Raw genomic sequence first — 13,948 nt, 5'->3', positions numbered from 1 at the left:
CGGGGCTCCTCATTTCAGTCGTTAAGAACGATCAGCCGGCGGCTTCGCGGGCCTTTTCGAGCCAACCGTCAACCATGTCCTGGTTGTTCTTGATCCACTCGGTGGCCTGCGCCTGGACGTCGTCGTCGCCATTGTTCATCTTCGAGTTCTGGGCGAAGATGTCTGCCAGCGGGATCGATACTTCGTTGAGAAGCGCATCGACGGCCGGGTTGTCGGCGATGAAGTCGTCATTGACGACCGGAACGATGTCGTTGGCGACAAAGCCCATGTAGCACGGATCGGCGACGCAGGTGTCGAGACCCTTGGCCGGAGCCGGCAGCTCTACGCCTTCCTTCTGCGGCACTTCGATCCACATCACGTCCTTGCCCGGCGAAAGCTGATCAACGGTCCAGTTCGGGGTCCAGGTGTAGAACAGGATGTGCTCGCCGTTCTGGTAGGCGGCGATCGCATCGGCCATCGAAGCGGAGTAGCCAGCCTTGATCGGGTTGATGTCGTCACCCAGGTCGAACTCTTCCATGTGCTTCGAAATCGTCAGCTCGCAGCCCCAGCCGGGCGGGCAGGCGACGAGATCGGCCTTGCCGTCGCCATTGCGGTCGAAGGCTTCCTTGACTTCCGGGCGCTTGAAGTCGTCAAGCGTCTTGATGTCGAATTCTTCAATCGCCGCCTTGTCGACGAGGTAGCCCTGCAGCGCGCCGCCCTTGGCGACCGCGCCATCAACCTTGGCCTTGCCTTCGAAGGTCGGCTTGTAGGTTTCGTGCAGCGGGAACCAGCCATTGACCCAGAGGTCAACATCGCCCTGCGAGACGGCCTGATAGAAGGCGGACGCGCCGAGCGTCATCGGGCCGGTTACGCTGTAGCCGAGATCCTCGAACATCTGCTTGTAGATTTCGGCCTGGAACCAGCCGGTATCCCAGTCGGCCTGCGCCATCTTGATGGTCTTGCCATCGCCGGGTTCCTGCGCGAAGGCGGCAGTGGCCGGTACGATGCTGGCGGCGCCAAGCATAAGGGCGGCGGTCAGTTTGGTGAGATTGTTGTTCATGAGCGTTTCTCCGTTTCTTCGTGTTGCGGCGCTTGCCCTGTTGCAGGCAACCGCCTTGGCGACGGGATTGGAGATCCCTTTTGGAAAGCGTCCGGATGGACGCCTTCGTTTTATTCGGCGGCCTTTTTCTGACCGCTGAAAAGCGTACCCAACGCCTGACGGAATGTCATCCGGTTGGGATCTGATGGCTCGACAAGGCCCTGGGTGATGCGGTCGAGCACGATCGCAAGGACCACGATGCCGACGCCGCCGGCGGTCGCGCCGCCGACATCGAGCCGGCCAAGGCCCGTGTTGACGACCTGTCCGAGGCCGCCCGCGCCGATAAGCGCTGCGATGACAACCATTGACATGGCCAACATGAGCGTCTGATTCAACCCCGCCATGATGGTTCTCATGGCAAGCGGGAGCTGAACTTCGAACAGCGTCTGCGAATAGGTGGCGCCGAAAGCCTCCGATGCCTCGATCAGATCGGTGCGCACATTGCGGATGCCGAGATTGGTCATGCGGATGATCGGCGGCAGCGCGAAGATGATGGTGGCGATGATGCCCGGCGCCATGCCGACACCGAACAGCATAACGATCGGAACGAGATAAACGAAGCTTGGAACCGTCTGCATCACGTCGAGGATCGGCCTTACGATCTTCCACATCATATCGCTGCGGGCGACGAGAATGCCGACCGGTACGCCGATGACGGTGCAGAAGATCACCGAGGTCAGGATCATGGCAAGCGTCGTCATCGTTTCCGGCCACAGCCCGATGAGATCGACGAACAGGAAGCCGACGATCGTGACGATTGCCATGGTCTTGCCGACGATGCGCCAGGCGAGCAGCGCGAACACCGCCGTCAGCACCAGCATCGGTATAAAGGCCAGGAAGCTGTCCAGCGCCATCAGGACCTGGTTGACCGGCACCTGAAGCGCGCGGAAGAACGGCCGGAAATTCGGCACCAGAAAGCCGCGGACGAAGTCGTTTATCCAGGCGTCGAAGGGAATGGTGAAATACTGTGATGGATCAAACATGGTCTAACTCCCTCTCGACTTATTCGCTGGCCGGCTGGCCGGCCTGCTTCTTGGCTTCTTCCTGGGCGAGTTGGGGAGGGGGCTCCTCCGTCTCGGAGGCGAGCTGTTCGAAGATCGCTTCCTGATCGACGACGCCGACAAGCTTGCCGTCGTCATCGGTCACGGCCATCGGCACGCCGGCCTGGGCCGCGCCATAGACCTCGTTCAGGTAGGATTCCTCAGAGACTGTCGGCGGTTCGGCATACATGACGTCGCGGACGGGGGCCGTGCGCTGGGCCTCCATCGCGTCGGAGCGCATCAGAAGGCCGACCGGCACGCCCCTTTCGACGACATAGGCGAAATCGGATTTGGCTTTGTCCATCACGCCGAGCGCATCGGCCGTGGTCGAATCGACCTTTACCCATGCGGCATCGCGGGAAATGTCGGAGACCTTGAAGACCCGGCTGCGGTCGATGTCGGAGACGAAGGCGCGGACATAGTCGTCGGCGGGCTCGGAGACGATCTCCTGCGCCGTGCCGACCTGCACGAAGGCGCCGTCCTTCATGATCGCGATCCGGTCGCCGAGGATCATCGCCTCGTTGAGATCGTGGGTGATGAAGATGATGGTCTTCTTCAACTCTTTTTGAAGAACGATCAGCTCGTCCTGCATTTCGCGACGGATCAGCGGGTCGAGCGCGCCGAAGGGTTCGTCCATCAGCAGGATTTCAGGATCATTGGCAAGGCCGCGGGCAAGGCCGACGCGCTGCTGCATGCCGCCGGAAAGCTGGCTCGGATAGCTGTTGGCATAGGCCTCGAGCCCGACCTTGGCGAGCGAGGCGCGCGCCAGTTCGTGGCGTTCTTCCTTGCCCATGCCCTTGAGCTTCAGTCCGAAGGCGACATTGTCTATAATCGTCTTGTGAGGAAACAGCGCGAAGTGCTGGAAAACCATGGTGATTTTCTTACGCCTGACTTCGCGTAGCGTTTCCTTGTCGCAGGAGGCGACGTCGACATTGTCGATGATGATCTGGCCGGAGGTCGGCGGGATCAGGCCGTTGAGCGTGCGAACGATCGTCGATTTTCCGGAGCCGGACAGGCCCATGATCACGAAGATTTCACCCTCGTTGACGTCGAAACTGACATTGTCGATCCCGACAGTGACGCCGGTTGCCTTGAAGATATCTTCCTTGCTTTCGCCAGCAGCGAGGCGTCGCGCGCCTTCGCCATCGTCATCATTGAACAGTTTCGACACGTTCTTAGCGGTCAGTTTGACGCTCATACTTGTTCCTTCTCCGGCGGACGTCGGATTGTCCAGCGCTTTGTGCCAGCGCTTGCACGCGTTAAAACGCGGGGTGTGCGTGCGGACGATGATCCCGCATGGGGGCGGGCATGCGAAGCCTCAGGCGGCGTCGCTAAGGCCTCCAAATAAGCAATAAAGGAGGCTTGCCGAAGACGGCGTTCGTCGACGGCACGGCTGATGTGTAGAATTTGGACGCCCGAATGTCAAATTTGCGGCCACAAAGTGCCCTCGGGGGAAAACTGTCCGGATTGATCGCGCGGCGCGTGATCTACGCGCATTTCAACCCTCTTTCACCTTGAACAGCGGGGGCGGGCGCGCTAGTCCATGAGGCGTTGTTTAACGGGATGAAACGGGTGACGGCTTGATCGACCCCTATGAAGTGCTGGGCATAGATCGCGATTGCGATAGCGAGACCGTGCGCGCGGCCTACCGGCGGCTGGCCAAGGAAGCGCATCCCGACAGCGGCGGTGACGGCGAACGGTTCGCCCGTCTTCAGGCGTCCTATGATCTGCTGAAGGACCCGGTGCGGCGCAAGGTCTATGACGACACCGGCTATGACCCGGAGCTTGCCGATGCCAAGGACCTGAAAGGCGTGCTGCTGCTCGAGCCGCTGGTCAACGAGATGATCCTAGATGAGCGCGAGCCGGGCAGTTTCGATCCGGTTGCGGCGATGCGGCGCAAGCTTTCCGACGACATCCTGAAGAGCCGCTTCCATATTCTGGAGCTTGAGCGCCATCGCGCTCGCGTGCGCAAGCACCTTGCGAGGCTCGCCCGGCGCAAGAGCGACAAGGGCAATTCCGACGTGCTTGGCTCCATGCTGCGGGCGCGCAGCGAATCGATCGCGGAGGCGATCCGCAACGCCGAAACCCAGATCGAGGCAATCGAGCAGGCCTATGTGATGCTTGAGGGCTATGCCTATGAACTGGAGCATGACGGCGAAGCGGATAGCCCTGCCGAGAAACATCTGGAAGACAAGACAGCGCAAGGCAAGGCTGCCGAATAGCGGTTTCCGAGCGGCGGGGGATGACGAAATGGCTGAAATGGAATGGTCGCGCCTGCTCGACCTGGAACCTCTCTACCGTCCCGACCGCAAGGCCTCGCCCCGCCGACCGGCCTTTGATCAGGATGCTGACCGGATCACGTTTTCCGCGCCGTTCCGAAGGCTGGCCAACAAGACCCAGGTCCACCCGCTCTACGATCACGACCATATCCATCACCGCCTGATCCACAGCGTGGAGACCGCGAGCGTCGGGCGCTCGCTTGGGCTGGAGGTCGGTTACTGGCTTGAGGAGGAAGGCAAGATTGCCAAAGGCGGACAGGCAATCGTCGCCGGGCTCGTGCATGCGGCCTGTCTTGCCCACGATATCGGCAATCCGCCCTTCGGCCATTCCGGCGAGGCGGCGATCGGCGCGTGGTTTGCCGAACGCTTCGACCGGGGCGAGGGGCTGTTTTGCGACCGCGACGCCTGTTTTGCCGAGGAGTTCGAGGCATTCGAGGGTAATGCGCAGGGCTTCCGCATCCTCACCCGGCTGGAGATGAACCGGCCCGGCGGCATGCGGCTGACGCACGGCACGCTCGGCGCGTTCATCAAATATCCGGTGACGGCGCGGGTGCGAAAGTCGATCGCCGTCCATGATGGCGGGCTGAAGAAGTTCGGCGTGTTCGAAAGCGAGAGGGCCGAGCTTGAGACCGTCGCCGCGCGGACCGGCCTGATCGCGGGCGACGCCACGGCGACCTGGTGGCGGCGTCATCCGCTGGTGCTCCTGGTCGAGGCGGCCGATGATATCTGCTACAATATTCTCGATCTCGAGGATGCCTTCACCACCGGCGATCTCGGCTATGGCGATGTCGCGCCGCTTCTGTCCGAGATTGCTGGCTTTTCGCCGAAGGACGATCGCGGCGACAGTCTGGCCGAAAAGATCGCCGTCTTGCGGGCGGTCGCGATCCACAAGGCCTTCGAGGCATGCAGCGCCGCCTTTGCCGAGAACTATGATGCGATCATGGGCGGCAGGTTTGCCGGCGCGCTTGTCAGCGCCTCGGCCCAGGCGGAACACTTCGCCGCGATCGAAAGTCTGGCGAATGAGCGCATCTTCACCTCGCCGCGCAAGACCGAACTCGAGGTCATGGGCCGCAACCTCGTCCATCGCATTCTCGACGGCATCCTGCCGGTGATCGAGGCGCTTGCCGCTGCCGGCTGGCAGGCCGACGGGCTCGACGGCTATCCCCGGCAATTGCAGCGCGCGCTGGGCATCGACCTGCGCCACGCCCGCGATCCCTACAGCGCGCTTCATGCGCTCGCCGATTACGTCTCCGGCATGACCGACCGCTATGCCGTGAAGATCGCGGAGATGATCTCGCGCTAACGCATTGGCCCGAAAATCGAAATCGATTTTGGGAAAGCACGATGCGTAGTTCAATAAGTGAGAGCGCCGTATTCTTCGTAAGCCAACACCTCAGTGCAAGGCTGGGCTGCGTCGCACCCCATACCGCGCCGACGATAAATCACTATGTTGGTGTCATCAACGCCAAGACGAGGATCTGAAGATGAACACCACCCGCAAGAATGAAGCCAGAAACCAGCACAACCCCTTGGTCCGCTTCATGCGCGGCCTCGGCGATGTCTACAATGATTACAATGAGCTGCGCGCCGAAGCCCGCCGTCGTTTTCCCGACAGCTTCCGCTGATTTGAACTTTGTCGGGCAGGGCGGCTTCGCGTCGATCTGCCCTGTTCTCTTCTGTGCCGGCTTTCGTCCGGACGTCGGCGAGGACACAGGCCCATCTCCGCCCGTATTGTCGGGCAGGGATGGGCCGGTTTGTTTCACCGTGACCTAGGAAGGTCGCGCTTCAGGGACGTTCCACGCATAGCGCGACGCCCATGCCGCCGCCGATGCATAGCGTGGCCAGGCCCTTGCGGCCATCGCGGCGTTTCAGCTCGTGAAGCAGCGTCACCAGAACACGCGCGCCCGATGCGCCGATCGGATGACCAAGCGCGATCGCGCCGCCATTGACGTTGACCTTGTCCGGGTCCCAGCCCATCTGCGCGTTGACGGCGCAGGCCTGGGCCGCGAATGCTTCATTGGCCTCCACCAGATCGAGGTCGGCGGCCGACCAGCCCGCCTTTTCCAGCGCCTTGCGCGAGGCTGAGACGGGCGCAATGCCCATGATCGCCGGATCGACCCCGGCCGTTGCCCAGGACGCGATCCGCGCCAGCGGCGCAAGGCCGCGCCTTGCGGCCTCATCCGCATGCATCAGCACCAGCGCCGCCGCGCCGTCATTGAGACCCGAGGCATTGCCGGCGGTGACGGTGCCATCCTTTTCGAACGCCGGGCGAAGGGCGGCAAGTCCTTCTTCGCTGGCATCGGCGCGGATCTGTTCGTCGGTGTCGATCACCGTTTCGGTCTTGCGGGCGCGAACGGTGACGGGAACGATTTCCTCGGCAAACCGGCCGGCCTGTTGCGCGGCCGCGGCCTTGCGATGGCTTGCGACAGCAAAGGCGTCCTGCGCGGCGCGGTCGATCCCGTATTCTCTGGCGACGTTTTCCGCGGTGATGCCCATTTGCATGCCGCCAAATGCATCGGTCAGCCCATCGGAGACCATGGTGTCGACCAGCGATGCATTGCCCATCTTCACGCCGCCGCGCAGATGCGCGCAATGGGCGGAAAGCGACATCGATTCCTGGCCACCGGCAACAATAACGCGGGCGTCGCCGAGAGCGATCTGCTGCATGCCCAGAGCGACGGCGCGCAGGCCGGAACCGCAGACCTGATTGATGCCGAATGCCGTTGAAGTGTCGGGAATGCCGGCCTTCATGGCCGCCTGCCGGGCCGGGTTCTGCCCGGCGCCCGCGGTGAGCACCTGGCCGAGAATGATCTCATCGACTTCGGCGGGGCTCACGCCGCAGCGCGACAGGGCCTCAGTGATCGCGATGCTGCCCAGCTCGTGCGCGGGCATGGCGGCAAGGCCTTTCATGAAGGCGCCGATGGCCGTGCGGGCCGCCGCTACAATGACGATGTCATGCATGGCTTGCGCCCTCCTTTTCAAGCGCGACGGTGAAGCGGGCTTCCGTCTTGGCGGTGATCTCGTCGAGGGTGACGCCATCGGCCAGTTCCGTCAGAACCATTTTCGGCTCGCCGTGCCGGGTGAGGGTGAAGACCCCGAGATCTGTGATCACCATATCGGCGACGCGCTTGCCGGTCAGGGGCAGGGTACATTCCTTCAGGAGCTTGGGCGTTCCCTTCGCCTCATGTTCCATCACCACCACGACGCGCTTGACGCCGGCGACAAGGTCCATCGCGCCGCCCATGCCCTTGACCATCTTGCCGGGGATCATCCAGTTGGCGAGGTCGCCATTCTCCGCAACCTGCATCGCGCCGAGAATCGACAGATCGATATGGCCGCCGCGGATCATCGAGAAACTCTCCGAACTGGAGAAAAAGCTGGTTTCGGGCAAAGAGGTGATCGTCTGCTTGCCGGCATTGATCAGGTCGGGGTCCTCCTCGCCCTCGAACGGGAAGGGGCCCATGCCCAGCATGCCGTTTTCGCTTTGCAGCCGGATGTCCATGTTTTCCGGAATATAGTTGGCGACGAGCGTGGGGATGCCGATGCCGAGATTGACGTAGAAGCCGTCCTGCAGTTCGCGGGCCGCACGGGCCGCCATCTGTTCGCGTGTCCAGGCCATTATGCTTCCTCCCGCCGGGCTTCGCGCGTTGTGCGCTTTTCGATGTGCTTGACCGGATTCGGGACGTGGACGATGCGCGACACGAAGATGCCGGGCGTGTGAATGTGATCGGGATCGATCTCGCCGGGCTGCACCAGATGCTCCACCTCGGCAAAGGTCATCCGCGCTGCCGTGGCCATGTCCGGATTGAAGTTGCGGGCGGTCTTGCGATAGACCAGATTGCCCTCGGTATCGCCCTTGAAGGCGTGGACCAGGCTGATATCGGCGACAAGCCCGGTCTCCATGACATAGTCCTCGCCGTTGAAGCTGCGGACTTCCTTGCCCTCGGCAATCACGGTTCCGACGCCGGTCTTGGTGTAGAATGCCGCAATGCCAGCGCCGCCGGCGCGGATGCGTTCGGCGAGCGTGCCCTGCGGGTTGAATTCGAGCTCGAGGTCGCCCGCAAGATACTGCTCGGCGAACAGCTTGTTCTCGCCGACATAGGACGAGATCATTTTGCTGATCTGCCGGGTTTCAAGAAGCCGACCAAGGCCGATGCCGTCGACACCGGCATTGTTCGAAATCACCGTCAGATTGCGCGCGCCGGAAAGCTCCACGGCTTCGATCAGCGCTTCGGGAATGCCGCAAAGGCCGAAGCCTCCCGACATGATCACCATATCGTCGCGCAACTGCCCGGCCAGGGCTTCTGTCGCCGACGCGAATACTTTTCTCATCGTCTCCTCCATTCGGATTTCCGTCCGCGAATATGACGATAAATCTTGTCATCTCTCCGGCGTTAGTCGTATTTATACTGCATGGATCGAACTTCGGCGTCGCCCTTGACCTTCACATTGCCGCAACTGCCCGTGCCGCTCGTGTTCGCCACGCATCGGGTCATCCGGGATTGCAACAGCGAGTTCGCGGCGGTCTTCGGCTATGAACGCGAGGCGCTGATCAACCAGAGCTTCGCCCGGCTCTACCCCGCGCTCGAGGATTTCGTGCGCACCGGGAAAATGTGGCGCGATCATCTTCCCGGCGGCGCCGTCTACTATGACGAGCGGATCATGGCCGATACCGGGGGACGGCGTTTCTGGTGCCGCGTCAGGGGGCGCTCCTTCGATGCCGCAGACCCGTTCGCCGCGGCGGTTTACTGCTTCGAGCCGATGAGCCGGCCGACGAGCGCGGCCACGAAAACCCTGACCGGCCGACAGCGCCAGATCCTGGCGCTGGTCGCCCAGGGCAAGACCAACGCCGCGATCGCGGATGAACTCAACCTGTCGCGCAGAACCATAGAGGCGCACCGTCTGCGGCTGGCGCGCGCGATCGGCGTGCGCAACAGTTCCGAACTGATCGCGTGGTTCCTCAACAGCGAGGAAAATCGGCCGTAAGTCGTTTCCGGCGCCGGGACCCGGCACGGCTTTTCGCCCATGCCGTCACATGACAGGGCTACGAGAATATCGTAGCTGTCAGAGCGAGATCAACGCGCAGAGAAGAAATCGCATGAACATCAAGCAGCTCGAAGTTTTCCGCGCGGTGCTGTCGACGGGCTCGACGATGGGGGCGGCCAAGAGCACCGGGCTCAGCCAGTCGGGCGTCAGCCGTCTCGTCCAGCAACTGGAATCCGATCTCGACCTGACGCTGTTCCAGCGCGTCAAGGGAAGGCTGGTGCCGACGCCGGAGGCGCGCACACTGGAGGCCGAGGCGAAGACCGTTTTGCTGAACCTGGCGCGTTTCAGCCAGCTTGCCGATGAAATCCGCACCGGCGCGTCTGAAACCGAGGCGGTGCGCATCGGGCTGCCGAGCAGCATGTGGGAGAATTTCGCGCCCGCGATGCTGAAGGATTATCGCGAAGGTTTTCCCGGCGTCAGGGTCGAGACCTTTTTCGAGACAACCATGACCATCCAGCGGATGATCGATCAGCGGGTGATCGATTTCGGCTTTCTGCGTCACGAGGGCGAGATCAGTCCGGGCATCCGCCTCGAGATCGTCGCCGAGGGGCGAAGCGTCGCCGTCATGCACCGCGACCACCGGCTGGCCGCGCGCGATGTCATCCGGCCGGAGGACCTGCGCGGCGAGCCGCTGATCATGCTCGGCCGGCTGCGCGCCCATCGGGTGATGCTCGACCGGCTGTTGCAGAACGAGGCCGTGCGTGCCGACGTGCGCATCGAAACGCATTCCAATTCCTCCGCCTGTGCCTATGCCGCCGAGGGGCTCGGGATCGCGCTTGCGAGCAGTTTCTACGCCAATCTCTACAAGCATCTCCCCGTTGTGCAACGGCCGTTCGAGCCGAAACTCACGCAGCGCTTCGGGATTGCGACCGCAGAGGGCGTGCCGATGTCGCTTGCCGCCAAGGGCCTGATGGCGGCGCTGAAGCGCCAGATCGAACGCTCCCAGATGGACGATCAGGCTTAACCCGCTGCCGGTTCTCTCTAGCCATCATGTCCTTGGCCGGTAAGCGCGACTGCATATCCCTATGAAAAATATCATAGTGTTGCGGTGTCTTTTCCGCTTCGTCATACTTTCGTCAATAAACAACCTGCCGCCTGAAGTGCGGGGCTCAGAGGGGTTCTGATGCTGAGATTTTTCCTCCATCGCGTCGCGATGGCGATACCGACGGTGATCATCGTATCGATCACGGTGTTCGGCCTGATCCGTCTCATTCCCGGCAATCCGGCCGAACTGTTGCTCGGCGACATGGCCGATGACCGGCAGATCGCCCAATTGGAGACCGAGCTCGGTCTCGACAAGTCGCTGCCGCGGCAATTCCTGATCTGGAGCGAAAACGCGCTCTCGGGCGATCTTGGCCGCTCGATCATCAATGACGAACCGGTGCTGCCGCTGGTCGCCGCGCGCTTTGTCATCAGCGGCGAGATCGTGCTGATCGCGGTGGTGCTGGCCGCCATTCTGGCCGTGCCCGCCGGCATCATAGCGGCATGGCGGCAGAACTCGGTGACGGACCTTGCCCTTGTCGGTACGGCGACGCTGCTTCTTTCGATCCCGACCTTCTGGCTCGGCCTTCTGCTGCTTTTGTTGTTCGGGCTTGAGCTCGGCTGGCTTCCGGTGCTCGGCTACGTGTCGCTGCGCGACAATCTCACCGAGGGGCTGATCTATATCATCCTGCCGGTGGCCACACTCGTCATGCATGAAATGGGCGTGCTGCTGCGCATGTCCCGCGCCTCGACGCTGGAAGTGCTGCGGCTCGATTACATCACCCATGCCCGCGCCAAGGGGCTTTCCGAAATGGCGGTGTTGTGGCGTCACGCCTTCAAGAATGCCTTCGGCCCGACCTGGACGATGATCGGCCTCATCCTCGGCAATCTCTTGGGCGGCATCGCGGTGATCGAGACCGTGTTCTCGATCCCGGGCCTCGGCCGGCTGATGGTCGACAGCATCTTCCAGCGGGATTACCCGGTTATCCAGGGCTGCCTGCTGTTCGTCGCGCTCTCCTATGTCGTCGTCAATCTGATCATCGACCTGTTCTATCCGCTGTTCGATCCCCGGGTGACGGCACAATGAGAAAACTTTCCTATAATGCCGTGATCGGCGGTTTCCTGATCGGTCTCCTGCTCGTTGTCGCCCTGCTCGGCGCGTTCTGGACGCCCTATGATCCGCTGAAGCTCGATTTCGTCGCCCGGCTGAAGCCGCCGAGCCTGGCCCACTGGATGGGGACCGACGAATTCGGCCGCGACGTGTTGAGCCGGATCATGGTCGGCGCCGGCGCGAGTGTGTGGATCGGCACGCTGACGGTAACCTTCACCATTGTCATGGGCACGCTGATCGGCCTTGTCAGCGGCTATACGCGGGGGCTGACAGACGGTCTGATCATGGCCGTCAACAATGCGTTGCTCGCCTTTCCCGGCATCCTGCTGGCGCTTGGCCTGCTCGCCGTTTTTGGCGCCAATCAGTACGGCATCATTTTCGCGCTCGGTATCGCCTATACGCCATCGATGGCGCGTCTGGTGCGCGGCGTGGTGATGACGCTGCGCGAAGCCGAGTTCATCGAAGCCTCGAAGCTGATGGGCAACAGCGAGTTCTACACGGTGTTCCGACATATCCTGCCCAATTGCCTGGCGCCGATGTCGGTGCTGGCGACCACCATGTTCGGCTGGGCGATCCTGTCGGAAAGCGCGCTCTCCTTCCTCGGCCTCGGCGTGCCGCCGCCCGCACCCACCTGGGGCAACATGCTGGCCGCCGGCCGGCCGTTCATCGAGCAGGCCGTATGGCTCGGCGTTTTCCCCGGCCTCTGCATCGCGCTCACGCTGCTCGGCATCAATCTTCTGGGCGACGCTTTGCGCGACCGGCTCGACCCGCGCATGAGGGGGCTGAAATGATGAGGGATATTCTCCTTTCCGTCCGCGACCTGACGCTCTCCCTCGGCAATGGCGTCAAGCTCGTCGATAATGTCTCCTTCGATGTCCGCCCCGGCGAGATCTTCGGCATTGTCGGCGAATCCGGCTCCGGCAAGACGCTGGCGACCCGCGCGCTGATGTCGCTTCTGCCCGCCGGGATCACGCCGACAAGCGGTGAGACCGTGTTCGAGGGGCGCGACACGCTGACCATGAGCCCGCGCGATCTGAGATCGCTGCGCGGCGCGCGGATCGGCATGGTGTTCCAGGAGCCGATGACCTCGCTCAACCCGTCGATGCTCATCGGCCGGCAGTTGGAGGAGGGGCTGAAGCTCCACACCGGGCTTACCCGTGAGAAGCGCCGGGACGCGATCCTCGCCATGCTGGAAAGGGTCGGCATCGTCGATCCGAAGGGGGCGCTGTCGGCCTATCCGCACGAGTTTTCCGGCGGCATGCGCCAGCGCATCATGCTCGCCTCGGTGATGCTGCTGAAGCCGGCGCTGCTCATCGCCGACGAACCGACCACGGCGCTTGACGCAGTGATCCAGCGTGACGTGATGGAGCTGATGGTGGAACTCACCCGCGCCGAAGGCACGGCGGTGCTGCTGATCAGCCACGACCTGCCGATGGTGGCGCGCTATACCAGCCGCATCGCGGTGATGGAAAAGGGCGTCGTTGTCGAAAGCGGCACCACGGACGATATTCTGACAAACCCGCAGCATGTCTATACCCGCAAGCTGTTGTCATCGCTGCCGGGACGCGGCGAAACCCGGACATTCCGTCCGGACGATACGCCGGTGCTGTCCGTCGAAAACGTGATCGTCGACTATCACAAGGCCGGCGCGCTGTTTCGCAAGGGCCAGGCCAAGCGCGCCCTCCATGGCGTTTCGGTGACGATCCGCCAGGGCGAGGTGGTGGCGCTGGTCGGCGGTTCGGGCTCCGGCAAGACCACGCTCGGGCGCACCATTGCCGGGCTGATTCACCAGACGTCGGGCGATATCCTGTTCAACGGCAAGCCGCGGGAAGGGGACTGGGCGCACTATCGGCAGAACTGCCAGATGGTGTTCCAGGACCCGTATTCGTCGCTCGACCCGCGCATGACGATCGTCAAGCTGGTCGAAGAGGCGCTGCGCACGATGCCGGGGCTGAGCGCCGCCGAGCGGCGCAGGCGGGCGCTCGCGACGCTTGCCGAGGTGGGCCTGCCCGGCGCATTCGCCGAACGGCTGCCGCACGAACTTTCCGGCGGCCAGCGCCAGCGCGTGGCAATCGCCCGCGCCGTGGTGCGCGAGCCGAAACTGCTGATCGCCGACGAGCCGGTGTCCGCGCTTGATGTGACGGTCAGGGCGCAGGTACTGGCGCTGTTCGCCGACCTGCAGAAGAAGCACGGCTTTTCCTGCCTGTTCATCAGCCACGACCTTTCCGTGGTCGAGCAGATCGCCGACCGGGTGATCGTGATGCAGCACGGCAGAATCGTCGAGGAAGGTCCGCGCGACGATATCTTCGACCGTCCGCAGCATGCCTATACGCAGCGGCTGCTTTCGGCCATTCCCGCGCTCGACTTCAACGAGACCGGCGGCGTGAAACTCAAATGGCGGCTGGAGGAGTGA

General features: G+C 62.8%; 14 protein-coding genes. 8 read left to right on the top strand and 6 right to left on the bottom strand.

The features are described from left to right. Positions 1-31: 31 nt before the first annotated feature. The 3 genes from proX to Mame_RS15210 form a co-directional block, all read right to left on the bottom strand. Positions 32-1,039: a glycine betaine/L-proline ABC transporter substrate-binding protein ProX gene (gene proX, locus Mame_RS15220; protein WP_018066015.1), complete on the bottom strand. Its 1,008-nt coding sequence runs from the start codon at positions 1,037-1,039 to the stop codon at positions 32-34. A gap of 110 nt (positions 1,040-1,149) precedes the next feature. Continuing rightward, positions 1,150-2,061: an ABC transporter permease gene (locus Mame_RS15215; RefSeq protein WP_018066016.1), complete on the bottom strand. Its 912-nt coding sequence runs from the start codon at positions 2,059-2,061 to the stop codon at positions 1,150-1,152. 19 nt (positions 2,062-2,080) lie between these two features. After that, a complete protein-coding gene (locus tag Mame_RS15210) occupies positions 2,081-3,316 on the bottom strand; it encodes a quaternary amine ABC transporter ATP-binding protein (protein WP_018066017.1) in 1,236 nt (411 codons plus the stop codon). A 382-nt stretch (positions 3,317-3,698) separates the two neighbouring features. On the opposite strand from Mame_RS15210, the gene Mame_RS15205 reads away from it, so the two are divergent. The 3 genes from Mame_RS15205 (at position 3,699) to Mame_RS26725 (ending at position 6,022) form a co-directional block, all read left to right on the top strand. After that, positions 3,699-4,340, top strand: coding sequence for a J domain-containing protein (locus Mame_RS15205; RefSeq protein WP_018066018.1), 642 nt, complete (start codon positions 3,699-3,701; stop codon positions 4,338-4,340). Positions 4,341-4,368: 28 nt separating this feature from the next. After that, positions 4,369-5,700: a dGTP triphosphohydrolase gene (gene dgt, locus Mame_RS15200; protein ID WP_018066019.1), complete on the top strand. Its 1,332-nt coding sequence runs from the start codon at positions 4,369-4,371 to the stop codon at positions 5,698-5,700. A 181-nt stretch (positions 5,701-5,881) separates the two neighbouring features. Then, positions 5,882-6,022, top strand: a complete 141-nt coding sequence (locus tag Mame_RS26725) for a hypothetical protein (protein WP_018066020.1) — start codon at positions 5,882-5,884, stop codon at positions 6,020-6,022. A 160-nt stretch (positions 6,023-6,182) separates the two neighbouring features. Here Mame_RS26725 and Mame_RS15195 read toward each other — a convergent pair whose 3' ends face one another. From Mame_RS15195 to Mame_RS15185, 3 genes are read right to left on the bottom strand one after another with little or no spacing between them, the layout of a single operon-like run. Then, a complete protein-coding gene (locus Mame_RS15195; protein WP_018066021.1) occupies positions 6,183-7,358 on the bottom strand; it encodes an acetyl-CoA C-acetyltransferase in 1,176 nt (391 codons plus the stop codon). After that, positions 7,351-8,016 (bottom strand): 3-oxoacid CoA-transferase subunit B, encoded by a 666-nt coding sequence (locus tag Mame_RS15190; RefSeq protein WP_018066022.1) that lies wholly within the window; start codon positions 8,014-8,016, stop codon positions 7,351-7,353. Before Mame_RS15190 ends, Mame_RS15195 begins: the two co-directional genes overlap by 8 nt. After that, the gene (locus tag Mame_RS15185; RefSeq protein ID WP_026173682.1) at positions 8,016-8,729 is read right to left on the bottom strand and encodes a CoA transferase subunit A; all 714 of its coding nucleotides are present in this window, start codon (positions 8,727-8,729) and stop codon (positions 8,016-8,018) included. The genes Mame_RS15190 and Mame_RS15185 overlap by 1 nt, the downstream gene beginning before the upstream one ends. A gap of 105 nt (positions 8,730-8,834) precedes the next feature. On the opposite strand from Mame_RS15185, the gene Mame_RS15180 reads away from it, so the two are divergent. The 5 genes from Mame_RS15180 to Mame_RS15160 all read left to right on the top strand — a co-directional run bounded on the left by Mame_RS15180 (position 8,835) and on the right by Mame_RS15160 (position 13,948). Continuing rightward, the gene (locus Mame_RS15180; RefSeq protein ID WP_018066024.1) at positions 8,835-9,383 is read left to right on the top strand and encodes a helix-turn-helix transcriptional regulator; all 549 of its coding nucleotides are present in this window, start codon (positions 8,835-8,837) and stop codon (positions 9,381-9,383) included. Between the two features lie 112 nt (positions 9,384-9,495). After that, complete coding sequence (locus Mame_RS15175; protein WP_018066025.1) at positions 9,496-10,407, top strand: LysR family transcriptional regulator; 912 nt, start codon at positions 9,496-9,498, stop codon at positions 10,405-10,407. 159 nt (positions 10,408-10,566) lie between these two features. Next, complete coding sequence (locus Mame_RS15170) at positions 10,567-11,511, top strand: ABC transporter permease (RefSeq protein WP_018066026.1); 945 nt, start codon at positions 10,567-10,569, stop codon at positions 11,509-11,511. Continuing rightward, positions 11,508-12,326 (top strand): ABC transporter permease, encoded by an 819-nt coding sequence (locus Mame_RS15165; protein ID WP_018066027.1) that lies wholly within the window; start codon positions 11,508-11,510, stop codon positions 12,324-12,326. Before Mame_RS15170 ends, Mame_RS15165 begins: the two co-directional genes overlap by 4 nt. Next, positions 12,323-13,948 carry an ABC transporter ATP-binding protein gene (locus Mame_RS15160; protein WP_026173684.1) on the top strand — a complete coding sequence of 542 codons (1,626 nt, stop codon included), beginning with the start codon at positions 12,323-12,325 and terminating at the stop codon, positions 13,946-13,948. Before Mame_RS15165 ends, Mame_RS15160 begins: the two co-directional genes overlap by 4 nt.

The organism is Martelella mediterranea DSM 17316, from assembly GCF_002043005.1.
Classification (GTDB): domain Bacteria; phylum Pseudomonadota; class Alphaproteobacteria; order Rhizobiales; family Rhizobiaceae; genus Martelella; species Martelella mediterranea.
Note: the sequence above shows the minus strand (reverse complement) of the source record. Positions and strands in the feature narration are given on the sequence as shown.

Bases quoted from the DNA above. Each gene is read 5' to 3' on its own strand.
- proX (WP_018066015.1), bottom strand. From the start codon at position 1,039: ATGAACAACAATCTCACCAAACTGACCGCCGCCCTTATGCTTGGCGCC.
- Mame_RS15215 (WP_018066016.1), bottom strand. From the start codon at position 2,061: ATGTTTGATCCATCACAGTATTTCACCATTCCCTTCGACGCCTGGATA.
- Mame_RS15210 (WP_018066017.1), bottom strand. From the start codon at position 3,316: ATGAGCGTCAAACTGACCGCTAAGAACGTGTCGAAACTGTTCAATGAT.
- dgt (WP_018066019.1), top strand. From the start codon at position 4,369: ATGGCTGAAATGGAATGGTCGCGCCTGCTCGACCTGGAACCTCTCTAC.
- Mame_RS26725 (WP_018066020.1), top strand. From the start codon at position 5,882: ATGAACACCACCCGCAAGAATGAAGCCAGAAACCAGCACAACCCCTTG.
- Mame_RS15195 (WP_018066021.1), bottom strand. From the start codon at position 7,358: ATGCATGACATCGTCATTGTAGCGGCGGCCCGCACGGCCATCGGCGCC.
- Mame_RS15190 (WP_018066022.1), bottom strand. From the start codon at position 8,016: ATGGCCTGGACACGCGAACAGATGGCGGCCCGTGCGGCCCGCGAACTG.
- Mame_RS15185 (WP_026173682.1), bottom strand. From the start codon at position 8,729: ATGAGAAAAGTATTCGCGTCGGCGACAGAAGCCCTGGCCGGGCAGTTG.
- Mame_RS15175 (WP_018066025.1), top strand. From the start codon at position 9,496: ATGAACATCAAGCAGCTCGAAGTTTTCCGCGCGGTGCTGTCGACGGGC.
- Mame_RS15170 (WP_018066026.1), top strand. From the start codon at position 10,567: ATGCTGAGATTTTTCCTCCATCGCGTCGCGATGGCGATACCGACGGTG.
- Mame_RS15165 (WP_018066027.1), top strand. From the start codon at position 11,508: ATGAGAAAACTTTCCTATAATGCCGTGATCGGCGGTTTCCTGATCGGT.
- Mame_RS15160 (WP_026173684.1), top strand. From the start codon at position 12,323: ATGATGAGGGATATTCTCCTTTCCGTCCGCGACCTGACGCTCTCCCTC.